Annotated in this window: 16 protein-coding genes; 10 read left to right on the top strand and 6 right to left on the bottom strand. The window is 40.8% G+C overall.

The window, feature by feature from the left end; all coding sequences use genetic code 11:
* Positions 1-58 precede the first annotated feature (58 nt).
* From QR40_RS19175 to yicI, 3 genes are all read left to right on the top strand, one after another.
* Complete coding sequence (locus tag QR40_RS19175) at positions 59-2,056, top strand: glycoside hydrolase family 31 protein (RefSeq protein ID WP_044296450.1); 1,998 nt, start codon at positions 59-61, stop codon at positions 2,054-2,056.
* A gap of 81 nt (positions 2,057-2,137) precedes the next feature.
* Positions 2,138-2,779 carry a YesL family protein gene (locus QR40_RS19170; RefSeq protein WP_044296406.1) on the top strand — a complete coding sequence of 214 codons (642 nt, stop codon included), beginning with the start codon at positions 2,138-2,140 and terminating at the stop codon, positions 2,777-2,779.
* Positions 2,780-2,848: 69 nt separating this feature from the next.
* Positions 2,849-5,122 (top strand): alpha-xylosidase, encoded by a 2,274-nt coding sequence (gene yicI / locus QR40_RS19165; protein ID WP_044296405.1) that lies wholly within the window; start codon positions 2,849-2,851, stop codon positions 5,120-5,122.
* 43 nt (positions 5,123-5,165) lie between these two features.
* On the opposite strand, the gene QR40_RS19160 is transcribed toward yicI, so the two are convergent.
* The gene (locus tag QR40_RS19160; RefSeq protein ID WP_027295201.1) at positions 5,166-6,569 is read right to left on the bottom strand and encodes an amidophosphoribosyltransferase; all 1,404 of its coding nucleotides are present in this window, start codon (positions 6,567-6,569) and stop codon (positions 5,166-5,168) included.
* A gap of 199 nt (positions 6,570-6,768) precedes the next feature.
* Here QR40_RS19160 and QR40_RS19155 point away from each other — a divergent pair, with 199 nt between their 5' ends.
* The 5 genes from QR40_RS19155 (at position 6,769) to QR40_RS19135 (ending at position 12,484) form a co-directional block, all read left to right on the top strand.
* Positions 6,769-8,823, top strand: a complete 2,055-nt coding sequence (locus QR40_RS19155; protein WP_027295200.1) for a DHH family phosphoesterase — start codon at positions 6,769-6,771, stop codon at positions 8,821-8,823.
* Positions 8,824-9,267 carry a 50S ribosomal protein L9 gene (gene rplI / locus QR40_RS19150; protein ID WP_027295199.1) on the top strand — a complete coding sequence of 148 codons (444 nt, stop codon included), beginning with the start codon at positions 8,824-8,826 and terminating at the stop codon, positions 9,265-9,267.
* 13 nt (positions 9,268-9,280) lie between these two features.
* Positions 9,281-10,609, top strand: a complete 1,329-nt coding sequence (gene dnaB, locus QR40_RS19145) for a replicative DNA helicase (protein WP_027295198.1) — start codon at positions 9,281-9,283, stop codon at positions 10,607-10,609.
* 401 nt (positions 10,610-11,010) lie between these two features.
* Positions 11,011-11,454 (top strand): hypothetical protein, encoded by a 444-nt coding sequence (locus tag QR40_RS30060; RefSeq protein ID WP_052430946.1) that lies wholly within the window; start codon positions 11,011-11,013, stop codon positions 11,452-11,454.
* Between the two features lie 196 nt (positions 11,455-11,650).
* The gene (locus QR40_RS19135) at positions 11,651-12,484 is read left to right on the top strand and encodes a helix-turn-helix domain-containing protein (RefSeq protein WP_081998988.1); all 834 of its coding nucleotides are present in this window, start codon (positions 11,651-11,653) and stop codon (positions 12,482-12,484) included.
* Between the two features lie 147 nt (positions 12,485-12,631).
* On the opposite strand, the gene QR40_RS19130 is transcribed toward QR40_RS19135, so the two are convergent.
* The 5 genes from QR40_RS19130 to pflB all read right to left on the bottom strand — a co-directional run bounded on the left by QR40_RS19130 (position 12,632) and on the right by pflB (position 16,816).
* Complete coding sequence (locus QR40_RS19130; RefSeq protein WP_276325450.1) at positions 12,632-13,129, bottom strand: anti sigma factor C-terminal domain-containing protein; 498 nt, start codon at positions 13,127-13,129, stop codon at positions 12,632-12,634.
* 179 nt (positions 13,130-13,308) lie between these two features.
* Positions 13,309-13,479, bottom strand: a complete 171-nt coding sequence (locus tag QR40_RS19125; RefSeq protein WP_027295195.1) for a DUF362 domain-containing protein — start codon at positions 13,477-13,479, stop codon at positions 13,309-13,311.
* A 101-nt stretch (positions 13,480-13,580) separates the two neighbouring features.
* Complete coding sequence (gene pflA / locus QR40_RS19120; RefSeq protein WP_027295194.1) at positions 13,581-14,330, bottom strand: pyruvate formate-lyase-activating protein; 750 nt, start codon at positions 14,328-14,330, stop codon at positions 13,581-13,583.
* 44 nt (positions 14,331-14,374) lie between these two features.
* Positions 14,375-14,617: an autonomous glycyl radical cofactor GrcA3 gene (gene grcA3, locus QR40_RS19115; protein WP_027295193.1), complete on the bottom strand. Its 243-nt coding sequence runs from the start codon at positions 14,615-14,617 to the stop codon at positions 14,375-14,377.
* A 102-nt stretch (positions 14,618-14,719) separates the two neighbouring features.
* Positions 14,720-16,816 (bottom strand): formate C-acetyltransferase, encoded by a 2,097-nt coding sequence (gene pflB, locus QR40_RS19110; RefSeq protein WP_027295192.1) that lies wholly within the window; start codon positions 16,814-16,816, stop codon positions 14,720-14,722.
* A 358-nt stretch (positions 16,817-17,174) separates the two neighbouring features.
* Between pflB and QR40_RS19105 the strand changes: the two genes are divergently transcribed.
* Positions 17,175-18,932: a cache domain-containing sensor histidine kinase gene (locus QR40_RS19105; protein ID WP_044296403.1), complete on the top strand. Its 1,758-nt coding sequence runs from the start codon at positions 17,175-17,177 to the stop codon at positions 18,930-18,932.
* Complete coding sequence (locus QR40_RS19100) at positions 18,910-20,478, top strand: response regulator transcription factor (RefSeq protein ID WP_044296402.1); 1,569 nt, start codon at positions 18,910-18,912, stop codon at positions 20,476-20,478. Before QR40_RS19105 ends, QR40_RS19100 begins: the two co-directional genes overlap by 23 nt.
* The last annotated feature ends 260 nt before the right edge of the window (positions 20,479-20,738 follow it).

Genomic DNA, 20,738 nt, shown 5'->3' with positions numbered 1-20,738 from the left:
AGCCTGTTTTAATGTGGCAGTATTGCAGGCAAGCCTGCAATATGCAATGGGTATAAATATGATTAAATGTTTGGGAAATAAAATACTGAGACGTTTTGATAAGGAGTTACTATGTATTGAACCTTGGGGGGAAAACAGTTTTCGTGTCCGTGCCACACAGCGTCATGAGTTTCTTAGAGAGGATAACGGGGCATTACTGGATCCGGCAGTATGTGAGAGTAAGGTATATAAGGAGAATGGAGATACTGTTCTGGTAAATGGCAAACTCCGCTGTGAAATTACACCCACCGGCAAACTGCGCTTTAAAAATAATAAGGGGGAACTTTTACTGGAAGAATATGAGCGGATACGGGAAGAAGTCCAGGGGCGGAAGGAGTTCAACAGTGCCCTTGAAATTGTACCGAGAACCTTTGAACCCCATCCCAATACCGATAACTATCGTCTGATGGTACGGTTTGAGCCAAATGAAGGGGAGAAGCTATATGGATGTGGGCAATATCAGCAGCCATATCTGGATGTGAAGGGCTGTACGCTGGAACTGGCTCACCGCAATTCCCAGGCAAGCATCCCCTTCGTACTTTCTAATAAAGGATATGGAATGCTTTGGAATAATCCGGCAATCGGCTATGTTACGTTTGGTAAAAATGTGACGGAGTGGACCGCTCATTCAACCAGGCAGATGGATTACTGGATCACTGCCGGAGATTCCCCGTCAGAAATAGAAGAAGCTTATGCTAATGCCACGGGCAAAGTTCCGATGATGCCGGAATATGGAATGGGATTCTGGCAGTGCAAACTGCGGTATCAGACCCAGGATGAAATTATGGAGGTAGCCAGGGAGTATAAAAGGCGGGGGCTGCCAATATCGGTCATTGTAGTAGATTTCTTCCATTGGCCCAATCAGGGGGACTGGAAGTTTGATCTGGATTATTGGCCGGATCCCAAGAAAATGGTGGACGAGTTAAAAGAAATGGGTATCGAGCTGATGGTCTCTATCTGGCCTACGGTTGATGCACAGAGTGAAAATTATAAAGAGATGGAAGAGTTGGGATATCTGACACGCTCGGAATATGGGAAGCGGATTGGCCAGCTGGGAGATGCATGTGTCATTGATCCGACAAATCCGGAAGCCAGAGCCTATGTGTGGAATAAAATCCGTCAGAACTATTATGATCTGGGAATTAAAATTTTCTGGCTGGATGAGGCAGAACCTGAATTTACCGGATATGAGTACAGCCACTACCGCTATTTTAAAGGGGCAGATATGGAAGTGGGAAACATCTATCCCAGAGAATATGCCAAAATGGCATATGAGGGAATGGAAGCAGAGGGACAGGAAAATATCGTAAACCTGCTGCGCTGTGCCTGGGCAGGGTCTCAGAAATACGGAGCCCTGGTGTGGTCCGGGGATATTGATTCGTCTTTTCGCTCTATGCGTAACCAGCTGGCAGCCGGGCTGAATATGGGATTATCAGGAATTCCCTGGTGGACGACAGATATCGGAGGATTCCATGGAGGAAACATTCAGGATGATAAATTCAAAGAGTGTCTGATCCGATGGTTTGAATTTGGAGCATTTTGTCCTGTATTTCGTCTGCATGGTTTCCGTGAACCCTTTAAGGAGGCGCTTGGAACAACCGGAGGTGGTAAACACATCAGCGGAGCAGAAAATGAAGTCTGGTCTTATGGGGAAGAGGTCCTGTCAGTCTGTACAAAGTATATGGAGCTGAGAGAAAAGATGAAGCCCTATATTACAAGGATCATGAAGGAAGCTCATGAAAAAGGAACACCGGTGATGCGCCCATTATTTTACGATTTCCCACAGGACAATAAATGCTGGGACACAGAGGACGAGTATATGTTTGGCCCGGATCTTCTGGTAGCACCGGTACTATATGAAAATGAAAGGCAGCGCAAGGTATATCTGCCTGATGGTAAGTGGCGGAATATTCATGACAATAAAGAGTATCAGGGTGGGCAGGAAATCAATGTAAATGCACCGATTGATGAGATACCTGTATTTGTCCGGGAGGGATCACTGGAAGAAATCTGTTAGTATTTAAGTGTAATAAATATTTTCTTACATGCAGTCATACGGTGCAGCAGGCATAATCAGAATTTGAAGAGGAGGTAAAGTATGAAAAAAGACGTGGGTAAGAAACGGCTATTTGATTTTGGAGGCGGCTATACAGGGATCATGGGAAAGATTTTTGATTTACTGCTGTTAGGAGTACTTTGGATTATCTGCTGCATTCCGTTAATTACAATAGGAGCATCTACAACCGCTCTTTACTACAGTGTGGTAAAATCAGTAAAGAAAGATAAAGGCTATGCCTTGCGTGAATTCTTTCATGCTTTCCGTCTGAATTTTGTCCCTGCAACCGTGATATGGACAGTAACAGCGGCAGTAACCTTTGTTGTCCAATTAAATATGGGAATTCTAATGCAGAAAACCAGCAGCTATACCGGTCTATTCTTTATCTGCTTTTATTTCCTGGCATCGGTCTTTGTATTTGCAGCTGCATGCTATGTATTTCCTGCACTGTCACGGTTTGATATGAGCGCGGGGTGGATAATAAAACTTGGAATGTATATGTCGGTAAGGTATTTTCTGACTACCCTGGCTGTATTTTTAGTAATAGCCTGTGTGCTGGTTTTATTTTGGGCACTGCCGATGAGTATATTTTTTACACCCGGAGCTGCAGTATTTATCATTTCTGATTTTATGGAGCGTGTTTTAGAAAAACATATGCCGGTTACGGTACAAGTGTTTGAATAAAAATAGAAGAAGGGAAGCCACTAAAAGGCGGAAATTCTGCTCTGCCTGCGGTGGATAAAAGGTGTAGGTATGAAATTTACAAATGGTTATTGGATGCTGAGAGAAGAAATGACTCCGGCATATGCGACAGAATATGCAAGACATATAATTGATGGAAATACTCTTCAGATCTATGTACCGGGGAGTCACATCTTAGGCAGAGGCGATTGTCTGAACCTGCCCATGCTTACCATTACATTAACCAGCCCGATGGAGGGCATTATTAAAGTCTCTGCAGTGCATCATATGGGAGCGGGCTGCAGCGGGCCTTTTGCAGAAGTTACAGAGACAAATCCTGATGTAACCATTCAGGATCAGGAAAATGTTCTGGTGTATCAGAGCGGAACCCTGAAAGCCGTGATTGACAAATCTCCAAATGGATGGAAAATGGCATTTTACGAAGGAGAGTGTTTCCTGACAGAGAGCAGTTTTCGAAATCTTGCACATATGACAAATAGAAAGACGGGAAAATGTTATATGTTGGAGCAGCTGGCTATCGATGTGGATGAATATATCTACGGTTTGGGAGAACGTTTTACGCCTTTTGTAAAAAATGGGCAGATAGTTGAGATGTGGAATGAAGACGGTGGAACAGCCAGCGAGATTGCATATAAAAATATACCCTTTTATATTACCAATAAAGGATATGGTGTGCTGGTAGATAATGAAGGAGATGTTTCCTATGAAATAGGCAGTGAGAAAGTGGAACGGGTTCAGTTTTCGGTAGAGGGCGAACGTCTGGATTACTACTTTATAGGGGGAGGAAGTCCAAAAGCAGCAATCCGGAAATATACGGAGCTGACCGGAAAACCGGCACTGCCTCCTGCATGGTCCTTCGGCCTGTGGCTGACAACATCCTTCACTACCGACTATGATGAAGCAACTACTTCCGGTTTTATCCAGGGGATGGCTGACCGGAAAATTCCGCTGTCTGTATTCCACTTTGACTGCTACTGGATGGATGCGTACGAATGGTGCAGCTTTATATGGGATCCAAAGGTATTTCCGGATCCAAAAGGAATGCTGCAGCGGTATCATGACAGAGGATTGAAGATCTGCGTTTGGATTAATCCATATATCGCTCAGCAATCCTATCTGTTCAGAGAAGGCATGGAAAATGGATATCTGGTTAAAAAGTCCGACGGAAGTGTCTGGCAGACGGATCTGTGGCAGCCGGGTATGGGGTTGGTGGATTTTACCAATCCGGATGCGGCAAAATGGTATCAAAGCAAGTTAAAGACGCTCCTTGATATGGGGACAGACTGTTTCAAGACTGATTTTGGAGAACGTATTCCGGTGAAGAATATCACGTATTTTGACGGTTCAGACCCGGTTAAGATGCATAACTATTATACCTATTTGTATAATCAGACTGTGTTTGAATTACTGGAAAAAGAGCGGGGCGAAGGAGAAGCTGTATTGTTTGCCCGTTCTGCAACAGTTGGAGGACAAAAATTTCCGGCACATTGGGGAGGCGACTGTTCTGCTTCTTATCTTTCTATGGCAGAAACTTTACGGGGCGGTTTATCCCTGGCGCTCAGCGGATTTGGTTTCTGGAGCCATGATATCAGCGGTTTTGAACAGACCGCGTCAGCGGATATCTACAAACGCTGGTGCCAGTTCGGACTGCTGACCTCTCACAGCCGGCTTCATGGATCTTCTTCTTATCGTGTACCCTGGTTGTTTGATGAAGAAGCTTGTGAGGTACTTAAAAAATTTGTAAATATCAAGTGCAGCCTGATGCCTTATCTGTACAGACAGGCAGTTATAGCTCACCAACAGGGAATACCCATGCACCGGCCTATGTTTATAGAATATCCCGACGACCGTGCCTGCGATACCCTGGATAAGCAATTTTTCTTAGGAGATTCTCTTCTGATAGCACCTGTTTTCAAAGAATCCGGTGAAGTGGATTACTATCTGCCAAAGGGTATCTGGACAAACCTGCTTACCGGTGAGAAACGAAAAGGCGGAACCTGGAGAAAAGAAAAGCATGATTACTTTTCTCTGCCGCTGATGGTAAAGGAGAATACAATACTGCCGGTGGGAAATAATGCTGAAGAAGCATCTTATGATTTTGCGGACGGTGTTACACTCTATCTTTCAGAATTTACGGAGGGAGCAATATCGACGGTAGAAATACCGGACCAGAAAGGGAATACGGTCATGACTGCTTCGGCAAGACGTGAGGGCAATAAGATTACACTAACCACAGAAGGTGGAGGTAAAAACTGGAAAGCGGGACTGCTTGGAGCAGACAGTATAATAGAAGGAACAGGAAATCAGATTATAATTGAATGTTAAAAACAGCAGCCCGGGAAGAAAACATCCGGGCTGCTGTATCTTTTTATTCTTTTCCGTTCCAGCAATAGGTACACAATTTGCATGGTTCGATGCCGATAGAAGCCAGCATATCATCCAGCCGGTGGTAACGCAGGGTAGTGAAATTAAGCTGTTTTCGAATTTCGTCTATCATTTCGATATAGTTCTGGCTGTCCGGATTGGTGTAGTCATCCAGCATATTGATATCGTTTTCCCCTTCCCGTTCACGAATAATCCGTCGTGTAATCAAATCCATTTCAGAATTTGAACGTGAAAAGTTCAGATATTTGCAGCCGAACATTAAAGGCGGGCAGGCAGGACGTATATGTACTTCTTTTGCACCCTCCTGGTAAAGAAATTCAGTAGTTTCCCGAAGCTGTGTACCGCGTACGATAGAATCATCGATTAATAACAGTTTTTTGTCACGGATTAAGGCTTCCACCGGAACTAACTTCATTTTCGCGATCATATTACGCTGGCTTTGTTTCGGGGGCATAAAGGAACGGGGCCAGGTTGGTGTATATTTAATGAAAGGGCGGGAATAAGGAATCCCGGTTGCATTTGCATAACCGATTGCGTGAGCAACTCCGGAATCAGGAACACCGGCAACAACATCTGGTTTAACCGTATCCCGGTTAGCCAGAAGACGTCCGCAATTGTAACGCATCTGCTCCACATTGACTCCTTCATAGGAGGATGTGGGATATCCATAATAAACCCAGAGGAAGGAACAGATCTTCATTTTTTCTCTTGGTTTGCTGAGGGTTTCCACACTTTCAGGGGTGATTCTTACAATTTCGCCCGGCCCCAGTTCTTTATAATCAAGGTAACCCAGGTTGACATAGGCAAAACACTCAAAGGATACACAATAGGAGTCTTCCTTCTTGCCAATTGCAAGTGGTGTTCTTCCCATACGGTCTCTGGATGCATAAATCTCAGTAGGGGTCATAACCAGCATGGTCATGGAGCCTTCTACCATCTCCTGAACATATAACATTCCTTCTAATATAGAACTCTTTTGATTGATTAGAGAAGCGACCAGTTCGGTTGCATTAATCAGACCGCCGCTCATTTCCAGGAAATGAGTACAGCCGTTGTCATATGCATTTTGTACCAGCTGGTCAATATTGTTGATTTTACCTACGGTTGTAATGGCAAAACTGCCAAGATGTGACTGCACCAATAAAGGCTGAGGTTCATTATCAGAGATACAGCCGATTCCCAGATTACCCTCCAGTTCATCAATGTCCCGTTCGAATTTAGTACGAAAAGGGGAATTCTCAATATTATGGATTGCCCTGTTGAATCCGTCTTTTCCATAGACTGCCATACCGCCTCTTCTGGTACCCAAATGTGAATGATAGTCAATTCCAAAGAATAAATCTTGCACACAGCTTGTCTTTGAAGCTACGCCGAATATTCCACCCATGTATTCCACTCCTTAATGTTTTCGTTAGTTTTTTGATACAGCTTCATTCTAACATAATATGACCGGAAATAACAAGGGGATTTCTATAATCACATTTTGTTTGAAAGAGGACTACATAAAAAGGTCTTTCCCACTAATAGATTTTGTGATAGAATAGAGTAGTTAATACTATCCTTTTTTAAGTATGGGAGTACAATCTATGAAAAAGATAAATAGAAAGATTAAATATAGCGGAAGATTAAAATCATATATGCAATGGCCGCTGGCGCTGGTAGTGTTTTTACTGCTGATGAATATTGCAGTTTTTGCAGTGGATACCAAGGCCGGGATCGCAGCAGCGCTGTTCAGTGTGGTATATATTGTTTTGATTATCGGCGTATTTGTATTGTACAAACCCCGTATTATGACAGAACTTGTGTCGTTTGCCACACAATATGGGCAGATACAGAAGAAGATGCTTCAGAAATTTGCGATACCTTATGGCTTGCTGGACACCGAGGGTAAGATCATATGGATGAATGAGGCATTTTGTAATGCGGTGGGAAAAGATCCGAAATATCATAAGAATATATTAAACCTGTTTCCTGAGATCAGTGTTAATGTCTTGCCTAAAAATGAAGATATCCAGACCATAGAAGTTCATTTTGACGGAGAAGATTACCGTGCCCAGCTTCAGCGGGTATCGATTGAGGAACTGGCAGATTCTGTAAATATTGTAGAAGTGCCGGAAGACCAGAATTATTTAATTGCGGTATATCTGTTTGATACAACAGAATTAAATCAGTATATAAGAGAAAATAAAGAGCAGAAACTGGTTGCCGGACTTATTTATATTGATAATTATGATGAAGCCCTAGAGAGCGTGGAGGAAGTCCGCAGATCGCTGTTGATGGCACTGATAGACCGTAAAATAAATAAATACATCACAAGCCTGGATGGTATTGTAAAGAAAATTGAGAAAGATAAGTATTTTATTGCTATCAGACAGAGATCTTTAACAACGCTGGAATCTAACCGGTTTTCCTTATTAGAGGAAGTAAAGTCCGTTAATATCGGCAACGATATGAGCGTTACACTTAGTATCGGTATTGGTGTAAATGGAAATGGCTATGTACAGAATTATGATTTTTCACGTATTGCAATAGAACTGGCGCTTGGGCGCGGCGGTGATCAGGCTGTCGTAAAGGATAATGAGAAAATTTCTTATTACGGCGGAAAATCACAGCAGATGGAAAAGAGTACCCGTGTTAAAGCAAGGGTAAAAGCACACGCATTGCGTGAGTTTATTGACAGCAAAGAAGATGTAGTGGTCATGGGCCACAAGATTACCGATATTGATTCTTTTGGAGCTTCCATAGGTGTCTACCGTGCGGCGAGGCTCATGAATAAAAAGGCTCATATTGTAATCGAAGATGTAAACAGTTCGATTCGTCCCTGGATGAATATGTTTTTGAATAATAAAGATTATGAAAGTGATATGTTTGTAAACCATGCCCAGGCGGAAGAAATCGTAGATAACAATACGGTTGTGGTAGTAGTTGATACCAATCGCCCAAGTATGGCTGAATGCTCGTCTATTTTAGAACAGACAAAAACAATTGTTGTTCTGGATCATCACCGCCAGAGCAGTGAAGTTATTAAAAATGCAGTATTGTCTTATATTGAGCCATATGCATCTTCAACCTGTGAGATGGTTGCTGAAATACTGCAGTATTTTGTGGATGGCATTAAGCTTAAAAACATAGAAGCAGATTGTATCTATGCAGGAATTATTATCGATACAAATAATTTTGTGGCAAAGACGGGAGTTCGTACCTTTGAAGCAGCAGCATTTTTAAGACGCTGTGGAGCAGATGTTACAAGAGTCCGTAAAATGCTCAGGAATGATATGTCTGCATATAAGGCGAGAGCAGAAGCGGTCCGTCATGCGGAGCTGTTCCTGAACTGCTATGCATTTAGTATCTGTCCGAGTGAAAATATTGAAAGCCCTACGGTAGTGGGAGCTCAGGCAGCGAATGAATTATTGAATATTATCGGTGTGAAGGCATCTTTTGTGTTTACACCGTTTAATAAACAGGTATATATCAGCGCCCGTTCGATCGATGAGGTCAACGTACAGATCATTACAGAACGTATGGGCGGTGGAGGACATCTGAATATAGCCGGTGCCCAGTTAAAAGATACAACGGTTGAAGAGGCTATCAGCAAATTAAAGGATGTAATAATTAAAATGACAGAAGAAGGAGCGATTTAAATGAAAGTTATATTATTAGAAGATGTAAAATCACTTGGAAACAAAGGCGCAATTGTAAATGTCAGCGATGGATATGCAAGAAATTTATTCACGAAAAAACTGGGCATTGAAGCAACACCAAAGAATATTAATGACCTGAAGCTTCAGAAAGCACATGAGGAAAAAGTAGCGCAGCAGATTCTGGATGAGGCAAAGGCGTTTGCAGCAGAAATTGCTGAAAAGCAGGTTACCGTATCCATCAAAGTCGGAGAGGGCGGAAGAACATTTGGCTCTGTTTCCACCAAAGAAATTGCAGAAGCAGCGAAGGCGCAGCTGGGATATGATATTGATAAGAAAAAAATGATGCTTACAAGTCCGGTCAAGGCTCTTGGAACTACGCTTGTTCCAATCAAGCTGCACCCTAAAGTAACAGCAGAATTAAAGGTTGTAGTAAAGGAAGCTTAGGAGGAAGTCTGACATGGAAGAAGCACTCATAAAACGAATATTGCCACATAGCGTCGAGGCAGAACAGTCTGTAATTGGCTCTATGATCATGGATAGAGAAGCGATTATGACTGCTTCCGAGATTATCAGCAGCGAAGATTTCTATCAGCACCAATACGGGGTTTTATTTGAATCCATGCTGGAGTTATATAATGAGGGCAAACCGGTGGATCTGATTACATTACAGGACCGCCTGAAGGAAAAGGAAGTTCCTCCTGAAATCAGCAGCCTGGAATTTGTCAGGGATCTGCTAAATGCGGTACCAACCTCGGCAAATGTAAAGTACTATGCAAATATCGTCCAGGAAAAATCAATGCTCAGAAAATTGATTCGTACTACGGAAGATATCGCTAATACCTGTTATGTGGCTAAGGACAGGCTGGAAGACATTCTGGGAGATACTGAGAAGAAGATATTTGATATCGTCCAGTGCAATACCTCGGGTGATTATGTTCCGATTAAAGAGGTAGTGCTGAACGCGTTGGATAAAATAGAACAGGCTGCCAAGAATAAGGGAAGTGTTACCGGAATCCCTACTGGATTTATAGACCTGGATTATAAAACGTCAGGATTCCAGCCCTCTGATCTTATTCTGATAGCAGCCCGTCCATCCATGGGTAAAACTGCTTTTGTATTAAATGTTGCACAGAACATGGCATTCAAAGAAAATAAAACAGTGGCTATTTTCAGTTTGGAAATGTCAAAAGAGCAGCTGGTAAATCGTCTGCTCTCTCTGGAATCAAAGGTTGATTCACAATCCATACGAACAGGAAATCTGTCAGATGAAGACTGGTCTAAGCTGATAGAAGGTGCAGGAATTATTGGAAAATCCCATTTGATCATCGATGATACACCGGGTATCTCAATTAATGATTTACGTTCCAAGTGCCGTAAATATAAACTTGAGCAGGATCTGGGAATTATTATCATCGACTACCTGCAGCTGATGACCGGAAGTAAAAAAACGGATTCCAGGCAGCAGGAAATCTCAGATATTTCCCGTTCCCTGAAAGAAGTTGCAAGGGAATTACATGTACCTGTGGTTGCTCTGTCCCAGCTTAGCCGTGCCGTTGAACAGAGGCCGGAACATCGGCCAATGTTATCTGACCTTCGTGAATCCGGGGCGATTGAGCAGGATGCCGATGTGGTAATGTTCCTGTATCGTGACGATTATTATAACAAAGATACAGACAGGCCCAATATTGCGGAAGTTATCATTGCAAAGCAGAGAAATGGTCCGATAGGCACGATAGAACTTGTTTGGCTGCCGAACTACACGAAATTTGCAAACATGCAGAAATAAAGGAAAGAGCGTTCATCTTAAACGGTGAGCGCTTTTATTATAAAATCTATATACAATATGTTAATATAAATATATAAATTATATAATATAAATATTTGTGTTGACTTTTAAGATGTTGTGTTATATAATAAAAATATATTTCTAATAGAGCAGTTCTGCTTTTAATTCCCATATAAAATAATTTAAGTATTGTGTTTTAAATGATATTCCTGGCAAGGTGGTTTAAAGGTATTGCAGTAAGTATTAGTTCCTGTTTAAAGTTTAATTATTCTATCTGCACGTCCCGCTTGCCGTATATTAACTCGCATTAGAGTATGATTAAAAAATAAAATGGATCTTTCGCTTCTTATCTTGAGGCATACAGTAGTTGTGGTAATGGATCCAAAGAAGGGAGTGGATTCATGCTGATTTTTTATATTTTGGGTGATATTATGCCAATGCAGTTACTCATAACCAGAATGCTTACAAAAGAGAAAAATCTGTGGTTAAGAGGATTAGATGAAGGAATAAATGACAGAAGGCTAATTGAAAATTTATCATGGGAATACGAAAAGAATCAAAAAAACCAGCTCTATCAGTCAGCGATGAATCTTATTATAAGATCCAATAAAAATGAGTTTAAGGAGGCAAAGAATAATATGTGTGAAGCAATCAGGGAGTTATTTAAAACGGAAATAGAAGAGGCAGTAGGGGAAGCAGTAACACGGGCAACAGGTAAAGCCAGGTGTGATATGCTGAATGCATTAGAAGACATTCATAACAATGTACCCCTTATTAAGGTACAGGAAAAATACATCTTAACAAAAGAAGAGGTTTCCCGTTTGGAAAAATTAGCAATGTACTAAACACGTTGAACAGGAAATACGTCGAAGCCTGCATTATACTGATGAATCAGGCATATTCCTGACATTAATTGCGATATCTCCATGTTTGAATCTAAGAATCAATATGATATAATAGCCATGTGCAGATTTACTTTTTGCTTATGGCCAAAATGCCTGTATAGATTCTATTTTATAATGGAGGGGACGTATGGAAATAATGGACGAGACGAGATATATGATCTCCGATGCGGCTAAGAAGGTCGCAGTTGAAGCGCATGTTCTGCGTTATTGGGAAGAGGAGCTGGAGCTTCCCATTGCGCGGACGGAACTGGGTCACCGATACTATACAGAAGAAAATATTCGTATATTCCAGAATATTAAAGAACTCAAAGAGAGAGGATTTCAATTAAAAGCGATAAAAGTTTTAATACCGGAGATTGCAAAAAGAGAAATCAAGAATACAGATAATATTATTCACCTGGAAGAAAAACTAAACAGGAAATCACTTGATAAAGATCATGAAGCAAATAAACCGGAGCAGGATATTGATTCCATGCCAGAGAAAGATCAACATAAAGAACAATCATCTGAAGGCCCTCAGAAGCCCCATAAGGAGATTTCAAATGAAGGTTCGAAGGACAAGTCCCATCAGAATGGAAACAAACAGGAAAGAGCCGCTAAGGACAGTAAAAAAGAAATGTCTTCGGATAAAAAAGAATCCGAAAAGTGCGATGCAGATGTATTGGAAACGGCGCTGTCAGATCTGGATTTCAATGTGGACAAGCTGCTGCAATTTGAAAAAATTGTGGGTAACATCGTCACTTCTGCTTTAAAGGAAAATAATAAAGAGCTGAATGAGCAGATCAGTGAAAGTGTCACCAAAGAAATTGACTACCTGATGAAGCTGCGTGAGGAAAAAGAGGAAGACAGATACAGAAGATTGGATGAGACTATCCGCGCGCACCAGAACCAGGGCTCTAAACGTCTTGTGGCTGCAACGAAGTCCGAGGATGTAAAGCAGAAAAAAGGATTCTTTTTTTGGAGACACTGATTGTAAAACGTATTTTTCCTCTATATACCTATGCTGCTTTATTCTCTGGTATTACAAAAGTGCTCGCCTTATAATTATAGGTGAGCACTTTTGTTTAGGTCTGAATAGACCAGCGTCAGGTCGTATAATGTACGATTTGCAAGTATTTCAGGATTCATAATAAACAGATCTTATAATATCTGAATGTTGTAATTTTTCAATGTCTTTTTTGTTAAGCCAGCTTACGAAGCCGTAAATAGATAAACCGTTTTCTTCTATATAAGAAGATGTAGATTTTAAAATTCCTGTTTCAATGCCAATCATTTTGCAGAAGGTATTCTGATTAGAAAGATACCGAAGCATACTGACCATATGATTTTTCATGGTGTTTTCATCATTTGTCAATGCATCCAGCTCATTCAGAGATAGATCAGTTGAATCCAGTTTCAAATATGGATATCTGTCCGGATAAGGATTGTGCTGGATAATACCTTCCGGCTGAGTTTGAAAACCGGTTATATAGTCCAGGTAAGAATCCGTCTCACCGGTTCTGCATGCCACCCATGATAGATTTATATCATTTTCTTTTTCAAACGATTTAAAATCTGAGAAAGACTGATAATCATTAAAGGAGATATAGGTTTTATACATTGTTTCATCCTTCAGATCATAAATTTTATGTTCTATATCTTTTTTATTGAGTGAGCTCCAAGTCCACTGGGCATAGTGCTGTTCTGGCTTAAGCAGCAGGTTGCCTGCCGGCTGCGAGCAGTGAATTAAATCTGGGATTAGTTTTCAGACATAAAAAAACACGGGAGGAAATCTCCCGTGTTCAAATACCTTAATTATTCTGCTGAGATAGCGCCTGTTGGGCATTCAGCTTCGCATGTTCCACAATCTAAGCAAGTATCTGCATCGATTACGTATTTTCCATCACCTTCGCTGATTGCTTCTGCTGGACATACTGGAGCGCATGATCCACAAGCTACACATTCATCTGAAATTACATATGCCATGATAATATCCTCCTTAATTAATATACTGTTTTTTGACTTGTCTACCAAGCCTTTCAATTTATTCTAATACATTTATAATGAATATACAAGTGAAATATTTGTTAATTTTTCTGCCGTTTTTGTCGAATTCCGTCTAAAATCAGGGATTTTGCCCATACAACTTTTTCCTTGGGACAATTGTCCAGATCTTTGAGGGGATAATCGATTCCCAGCTGTTCATACTTACTTTTTCCCATATTGTGATAGGGAAGCACATCCAGTGCCTTCAGGTTAGACAGACCCCCTATATAATTGCCAAGCTCTGTCAGATACTTTGGATCATCAGTAATTCCGGGTACCAGTACGTGGCGGATCCACACAGGTATTTTCTTTTTTTCCAGATATTCGGCAAACTGGAGAATGCGTTCGTTGGAGTGCCCGGTCAGCTTTTTATGAGCTTCCATATTAATATGCTTGATATCCAGCATAACCAGATCTGTCACGGATAATAAACGATCAAGCTTTTTTAAATACTCAGAATTTCCCTGAACAAAGGTGATGCCCGAAGTATCAATGCACGTATGAATATTTTCTTTTTTTGATTTTTCAAAGAGATCTGTTACAAAGTCAATCTGAAGGAGAGGTTCACCGCCGGTGACGGTGATACCTCCGTTTTTATAAAAGGCACGGTTCTTATCATAGTTGGACAGAATTTCTTCTGAATCCATCCATGTGCCGGCATTTACCTCCCAGGTATCCGGGTTGTGGCAGTATTGACAGCGCATGGGGCATCCCTGGGTAAATACAACATACCGGATACCCGGCCCGTCTACAGTACCAAAGCTCTCTAAAGAATGAATACGGCCTTTCATAGTTATACCTCCTGAATCCTTAGATTGATGACAATCACGCAATATTACATTGCACCATGGAATGTTCTGGAAATAACTTCATCCTGCTGTGCTTTTGTCAGTTTGTTAAAGTTTACAGCATAACCGGATACACGAATGGTAAGCTGTGGATATTTTTCGGGATGAGCCTGTGCGTCCAGTAATGTATCACGGGTGAACACGTTTACATTTAAGTGATGGCCGCCTTTTTCAACATAGCCATCTAAAAGATTAATTAAGTTTTCTACCTGAGCATTATTTACTGTCATAGTATTGTCCTCCTTATAATTGATAATTGCCTGTGCGTCAATCGGTTACATCTATTTCGAATATATGGGTAGGATAAGCCCTCCATATAATTAATTTAGATTTTAGTTTTCTTCATCTTCTACGCCGTCAAAAAGTGTTGGCGCATTACAGCTTCCACAGCCAAGATCCATATCTACGGAGATATCGCCTGCGAAGATCTGATCATCTTTACCAAGTGCTCCCGGAATAATGGAGAAGGTATTGGAAATACCATCCTGTGCTTCACGGAATGGAAGTTTGGATACAGATGCGAGGGAAGCAACTGCTCCGTGCTCATCACGTCCATGCATTGGGTTCGCACCCGGTGCAAATGGTTCTCCGGCTTTTCTTCCATCCGGAGTAGCTCCTGTGTTTTTACCATAAACAACGTTTGAGGTAATTGTCAGGATAGAAGTTGTAGGGATACCGCCACGGTATGTGTGGTTTCCGCTGATATATTTCATAAAGGTTCTTACAAGGTCAGCTGCAATACTGTCAACACGGTCATCATCGTTTCCGTATTTTGGGAAGTCTCCTTCTACCTGGTAGTCAACAACGATTCCGTCTTCATCGCGGACTGCTTTAACTTTCGCATACTTGATAGCAGACAGAGAGTCAGCTACTACGGAAAGACCAGCGATACCGGTTGCGAACCAGCGTGTTACTTTTTCATCATGCAGAGACATCTGTAATTTTTCATAGCAGTATTTATCATGCATATAGTGAATGATATTTAAAGTATTTACATAAACTCTTGCAAGCCACTGCATCATGTCTTTGTATGCGGACATAACTTCATCATAATCAAGGTATTCAGATGTGATTGGTCTGTATTTCGGTCCAACCTGTTTCTTGGATACTTCATCAACACCACCGTTGATTGCATATAATAAGCATTTTGCAAGGTTTGCTCTTGCGCCGAAGAACTGCATTTCTTTACCAACCCGCATAGATGATACACAGCATGCAATTGCGTAATCATCACCATGAGTTACTCGCATGAGGTCATCGTTCTCATACTGGATAGCAGAAGACTTTATAGACATTTTAGCGCAGAAAGCCTTGAAGCTATGAGGAAGTCTTGTGGACCACAGTACGGTCAGGTTTGGTTCAGGAGCAGGTCCTAAGTTGTCTAAAGTATGAAGATAACGGAAAGACATTTTTGTTACCATAGGACGTCCGTCGATACCAACACCACCGATGGATTCTGTTACCCATGTCGGGTCACCGGAGAAAAGGTCATTATATTCAGGTGTACGTGCAAATTTAACAAGACGAAGTTTCATAATAAAGTGGTCTACGAATTCCTGGATTTCTTCTTCTGTAAAAGTGCCATTCTTTAAGTCACGTTCTGCATAGATATCGATGAAAGTAGAAGTACGTCCAAGAGACATAGCTGCACCGTTTTGTTCCTTCACAGCTGCAAGATAACCAAAGTATAATGCCTGGATTGCTTCTTTGGTATTTGTAGCAGGTTTGGAAATATCGCATCCGTAAATTTCACCTAATTTTTTTAATTCTTCAAGAGCACGAATTTGTTCGGATAATTCTTCACGGTTACGGATAACATCAGAGTACATGATGGTACGTGTGCTTTCTTTTTGGTCTTTTTTGTCTTCGATCAGACGATCAACACCATACAGAGCAACACGACGGTAATCGCCGATGATACGTCCGCGTCCATAAGCATCCGGAAGTCCGGTGATGATATGGCTGGAACGGCATGCACGCATTTCCGGAGTATAGGCATCAAATACACCTGCATTATGTGTCTTTCTGTGTTTTGTGAAAAACTCATCAACTTCAGCATCTAATTCATAACCATTGTCTTTACAAGCTTTTGCCGCCATGCGGATACCGCCGTAAGGCTGTAAAGAACGCTTGAAAGGTTTGTCAGTCTGGAATCCAACAATCGTTTCTTTCTCTTTATTCAAATATCCAGGACCATGGGAAGTAATGGTGGAGATAATCTTAGTATCCATATCCAGCACGCCGCCGGCTTCCAGTTCCTTTTTGTTCAGATCCATTACCTGAGCCCACAGTTCCTTCGTGTTTTCTGTCGCCTCAGCCAGGAAGGATTCATCACCTTCATAAACTGTATAGTTTTTTTGGATGAAATCACGGACATTAATTTCTTTTGTCCAAACACCACTGTTAAAATCATTCCATTCGCTTCTCATACATTACCTCCTACGATATGATATTCTTAATTTTCCCCACAAAAGCCAGGGAATATTTATTGAAGTATTGTTAATTAATTGACAGGATTATCATAACATGTACATTGTATACACGTCAAGGGCGGTGATGCACTTTTTCGAATACAGTAGGTCTTAATGAAAAAGATTATTATATATTGACAAAATTGGTAGGATATAAAATCAATATTTGTAAATATTGCGAAAGGATTGTTATAATATAGCATATTGGATGTTATATGAGAGCGGTGCCTTATAACATGGAGAGAAGAGGTTGCTTTTTGTGGTTAGTACGATGTAAAATGTGGATAATAGGAAGATACTGAGGGGGAAATGTGGATTGGGAAAATTCAGGGATTTAACGCTGAAAAGAAAGTTATTCTCATCATTAGTGATTTTTGTGATTATTCCGCTGCTGATTGCGGGGGGATGCTTTTCTATATGGATCAATCATATTGACAAAAAAAGCAGTTGTGAGTCTGGTATTATTATACTAAAAGAAGTACATAAAGATGTGGATAAAATATTTTATGACGTAGAGGATGTTACATCAAAGTTGATGATTAACAGCTGGATGCAGAAAATTCTGCTTGGAACAGCCACGAAGAAAGATTACTGGGAACTGAAAGAATGGTATGACAGCACAACCAGGAATAAGGAATATTTCAGTGCGCTATGTCTGAGTATGGATGGGAAAATCATCTATCAGAGGGGAAAGGTTCTGCATACGGAAAACAAAGAGTACATAGAACAGATGGAGCAGGCAGAAGGGAAGAGCTTTTGGTCCCAGCCGTATATTCTGGATCTGTTTCCTCTATATAAAGAAGATAAAAAAGAAACAGTTGTTACATATTATAATGGTATACATCCACAGGAAGGTGTAAATGCTGTCTTAAGTATCAGTGTTCCGGAGGAAGAGCTGTGTGCGGCATATCAGCCTTATCTCAATCAGAATTCATGGGAAAGTTTCTTAATGGATTGCGATGGAAACATTATGTCAGCTACCAATAAAGAAGAACTTGGTCAGACATACAGCAGGTATGAACAAATCAGAGACAAGCTTGCGGGGAATCAGGGATATTTTGAAACCACCATTGAAAATAAGAATATGACGGTCTTATATACGAAAAGCAATAGGAATGGGTGGTATTTGGTCAATGAGGTTCCCACTAAGGAGATTCTGAGATCCAATACATTGTATGTTTATTTAATGGTATTGGCCGTTAGCCTTTGTGTGACTTTTGGTTTTATATTTGCAAAAGTGCAGGAACGATTTATTATCCGGCCTTTGGACAAGCTGCTTGGGGAAATGAAAAAGCTAAAAAAAGGGCAGTTTAATATTGAACTGGTGAATAACAGCCGGGATGAGATTGGGACAATAAGCAGCGAATTTGTACAGGTATCAAAACGTTTGGAAGAATTGATTCAGGAGGTATATATATCTAAGATTTATAGCCAGGAGGCGGAACTTCAACTGTTAACTTCTCAGATCAACCCACATTTTCTATATAATACACTGGATTCCATTCATTGGCTTGCAGTTAAGGAAAAGGATTATGATGTTGCTGAACAGCTGGAGGCATTGTCTGATATCTTTCGGCATGTACTTAGCCGCGGAAAAGAAATGGTGACTATTGAAGAAGAGGTAAATCATCTTAAAAATTATATGTTTATCATGAATTCCCGGTATAAAAACCGTGCTAAAATGCGGATTGAGATGGAAGAGGGTTTGAAATATTTTAAAATTCCCAAGTTAATTCTTCAGCCATTGGTGGAAAATGCAATGCTGCATGGGTTAGAACCAAAGATAGAAGGCGGAACAATTGAAGTATGGATTCAAAAGGAGGACGAATTGCTGACGATAATTGTCCGTGATAATGGGGTTGGTACGGATGAAGAAAAGATACGGGAAAAATTGGCGGATGCTCAGGAAGAGCACAATGTATTTGCCCTGAAGAACCTGGATCAACGGATTAAATTAAAATATGGAAAAGAATATGGGTTGTATTTCAAGAGCAGGACAGGTGTAGGAACAGAAGTCAGGGTGACGATGCCAATGCAGGGGGAAGGAATAAATGAGAATCTTGATTATCGATGACGATGTACAGATAAGAGAAGGAATAACCGAAGGAATAGACTGGTCCAGTCTGGGTATAGAAGAAGTTCGAAACTGCGGTGATGGAGCTTCAGGACTGGTCATATATGAAGAATTCAGACCGGATATTATTTTAGCAGATGTCCGGATGCCGGAAATGGATGGTCTGGAATTTTTGCGGAGGATTCGGGAAAAGGATGAAAATGTAAAAGTAATTATGATCAGCGGCTATTCTGATTTTGAATACTTAAAAAGTGCTATTAAATACGGTGCAGAGGACTACGAACTGAAACCTATTAAAGTTAAAAATTTAATCGGTCTCATCAGCAGAACAAAGCAGAAAATAATACAGGAGCGCTTTTCAAAGGCAAAAGTAGAGGAATATCAAAGTTCATATGAAAAAAATTTTATTCGGGAGGTGCTTCGCGCAGAGGTGGTAGATCCAAATGTAATTGTGGGATTTCTTCAAACAAGATTTCGTGCCATGGATACCAGAACTGCTATCTGCGGTGCGTTGATGGCTGATCCGGATACTGACAGGAGTGAATATAGTGAACTGGATCGAAAGGTGCTGTATTATATAGAGAGTCTGGAGGAAGATATCAGCTGTTTTCGTATCAGGGGAGGCCAGTATCTTCTTCTAATGCCCGCACTGCCTTCCAGTCTGTATGTGTTCAATCAGCAGAACAAGATGAAAAGCTGTTATGATAAAATGAAACAGTGTGACTGGTATCGGGAAGGTGGGATTACGATTTCCCTTGGGGTCAGCACGGAAGTGCCCTTATCTCAGGTAAAACGGGGATACGATCTTGCATGCAGCTGGCTGGAATACCGCATCTGTGACGGAAGAGAAAGTGTCCACATTCAGACTGGGGCGACCTGCAGGAATCGCCAAACAGATGAAATTAAGAATATACCAGATCTTACGAGAGCTCTAACAGAAGCTTTTTTGAATAAAAGTGAGTCCCGTATAGAACAAATAGTGGACCAGGTGGGGAACATCATGCGGCATAACAGGGTTATAGATATGAATATTGTACTGGAGTTTTTATTGGACAGTTGTATCGAAGTAAATAATTATTACATAAAAAATGAATACAGAAAAAAACCATTTCATACAGTTTCCATACATGCCCGGTTGGATAAGTATTATTTTTTGGATGATTATCTGGAATATTCAAAAATGTTGTTTAAGGAGGCTTTGAATCAGGAAAAGCAGGAGATATGGAATAAGTACAGCAGTGCAATTGCAAAAGCTGTTCATCATATAGAGATGCATTATATGGAAAATCTGACAGCTGAGTATATGGGAGAATATATAGAAAAGACACCAAATTACTTCAGCCATCTGTTTAAAAAAGAGGTCGGAGTTTCTTTTAAAGAATATCTGAACCGGATTCGTATGGAAAAAGCAAAGGTATTGCTAGTAGACACAGATCTGAAAATATACGAAGTTGCAGAAAAAGTCGGATTTCATGACTCCATCTATTTTTCCCAGGCATTTAAAAAATGTATGGGGTGTTCACCGGCAGAATGTAAAAAGGGGTAATAAATGAAGTGTGCAGGAGCAGGAAGAATCAGGGTGATAAGCCCGGGTTCTTCCTGCTTTGGTTTTATAAGAAAATTGTAGATTTTCTATAATTAATGTAGATTATTCCTGTTTTTTTAGACTGCTTATTTTCGTATAATTAGGATATCAAAGAAACCGTATGATGCTTAACATCCTCAGAGGCGTGCTGGTTCATTACGACGTAATCCGGTTAGAGAGCATCGAGAAAGACTGGTCAGATTAAGAGGAGGAACAACGAT

The sequence above is a fragment of the Robinsoniella peoriensis genome, assembly GCF_000797495.1.
In the GTDB taxonomy this organism is placed as follows: domain Bacteria; phylum Bacillota; class Clostridia; order Lachnospirales; family Lachnospiraceae; genus Robinsoniella; species Robinsoniella peoriensis.
This window is presented reverse-complemented; position numbering and strand designations above follow the sequence as displayed.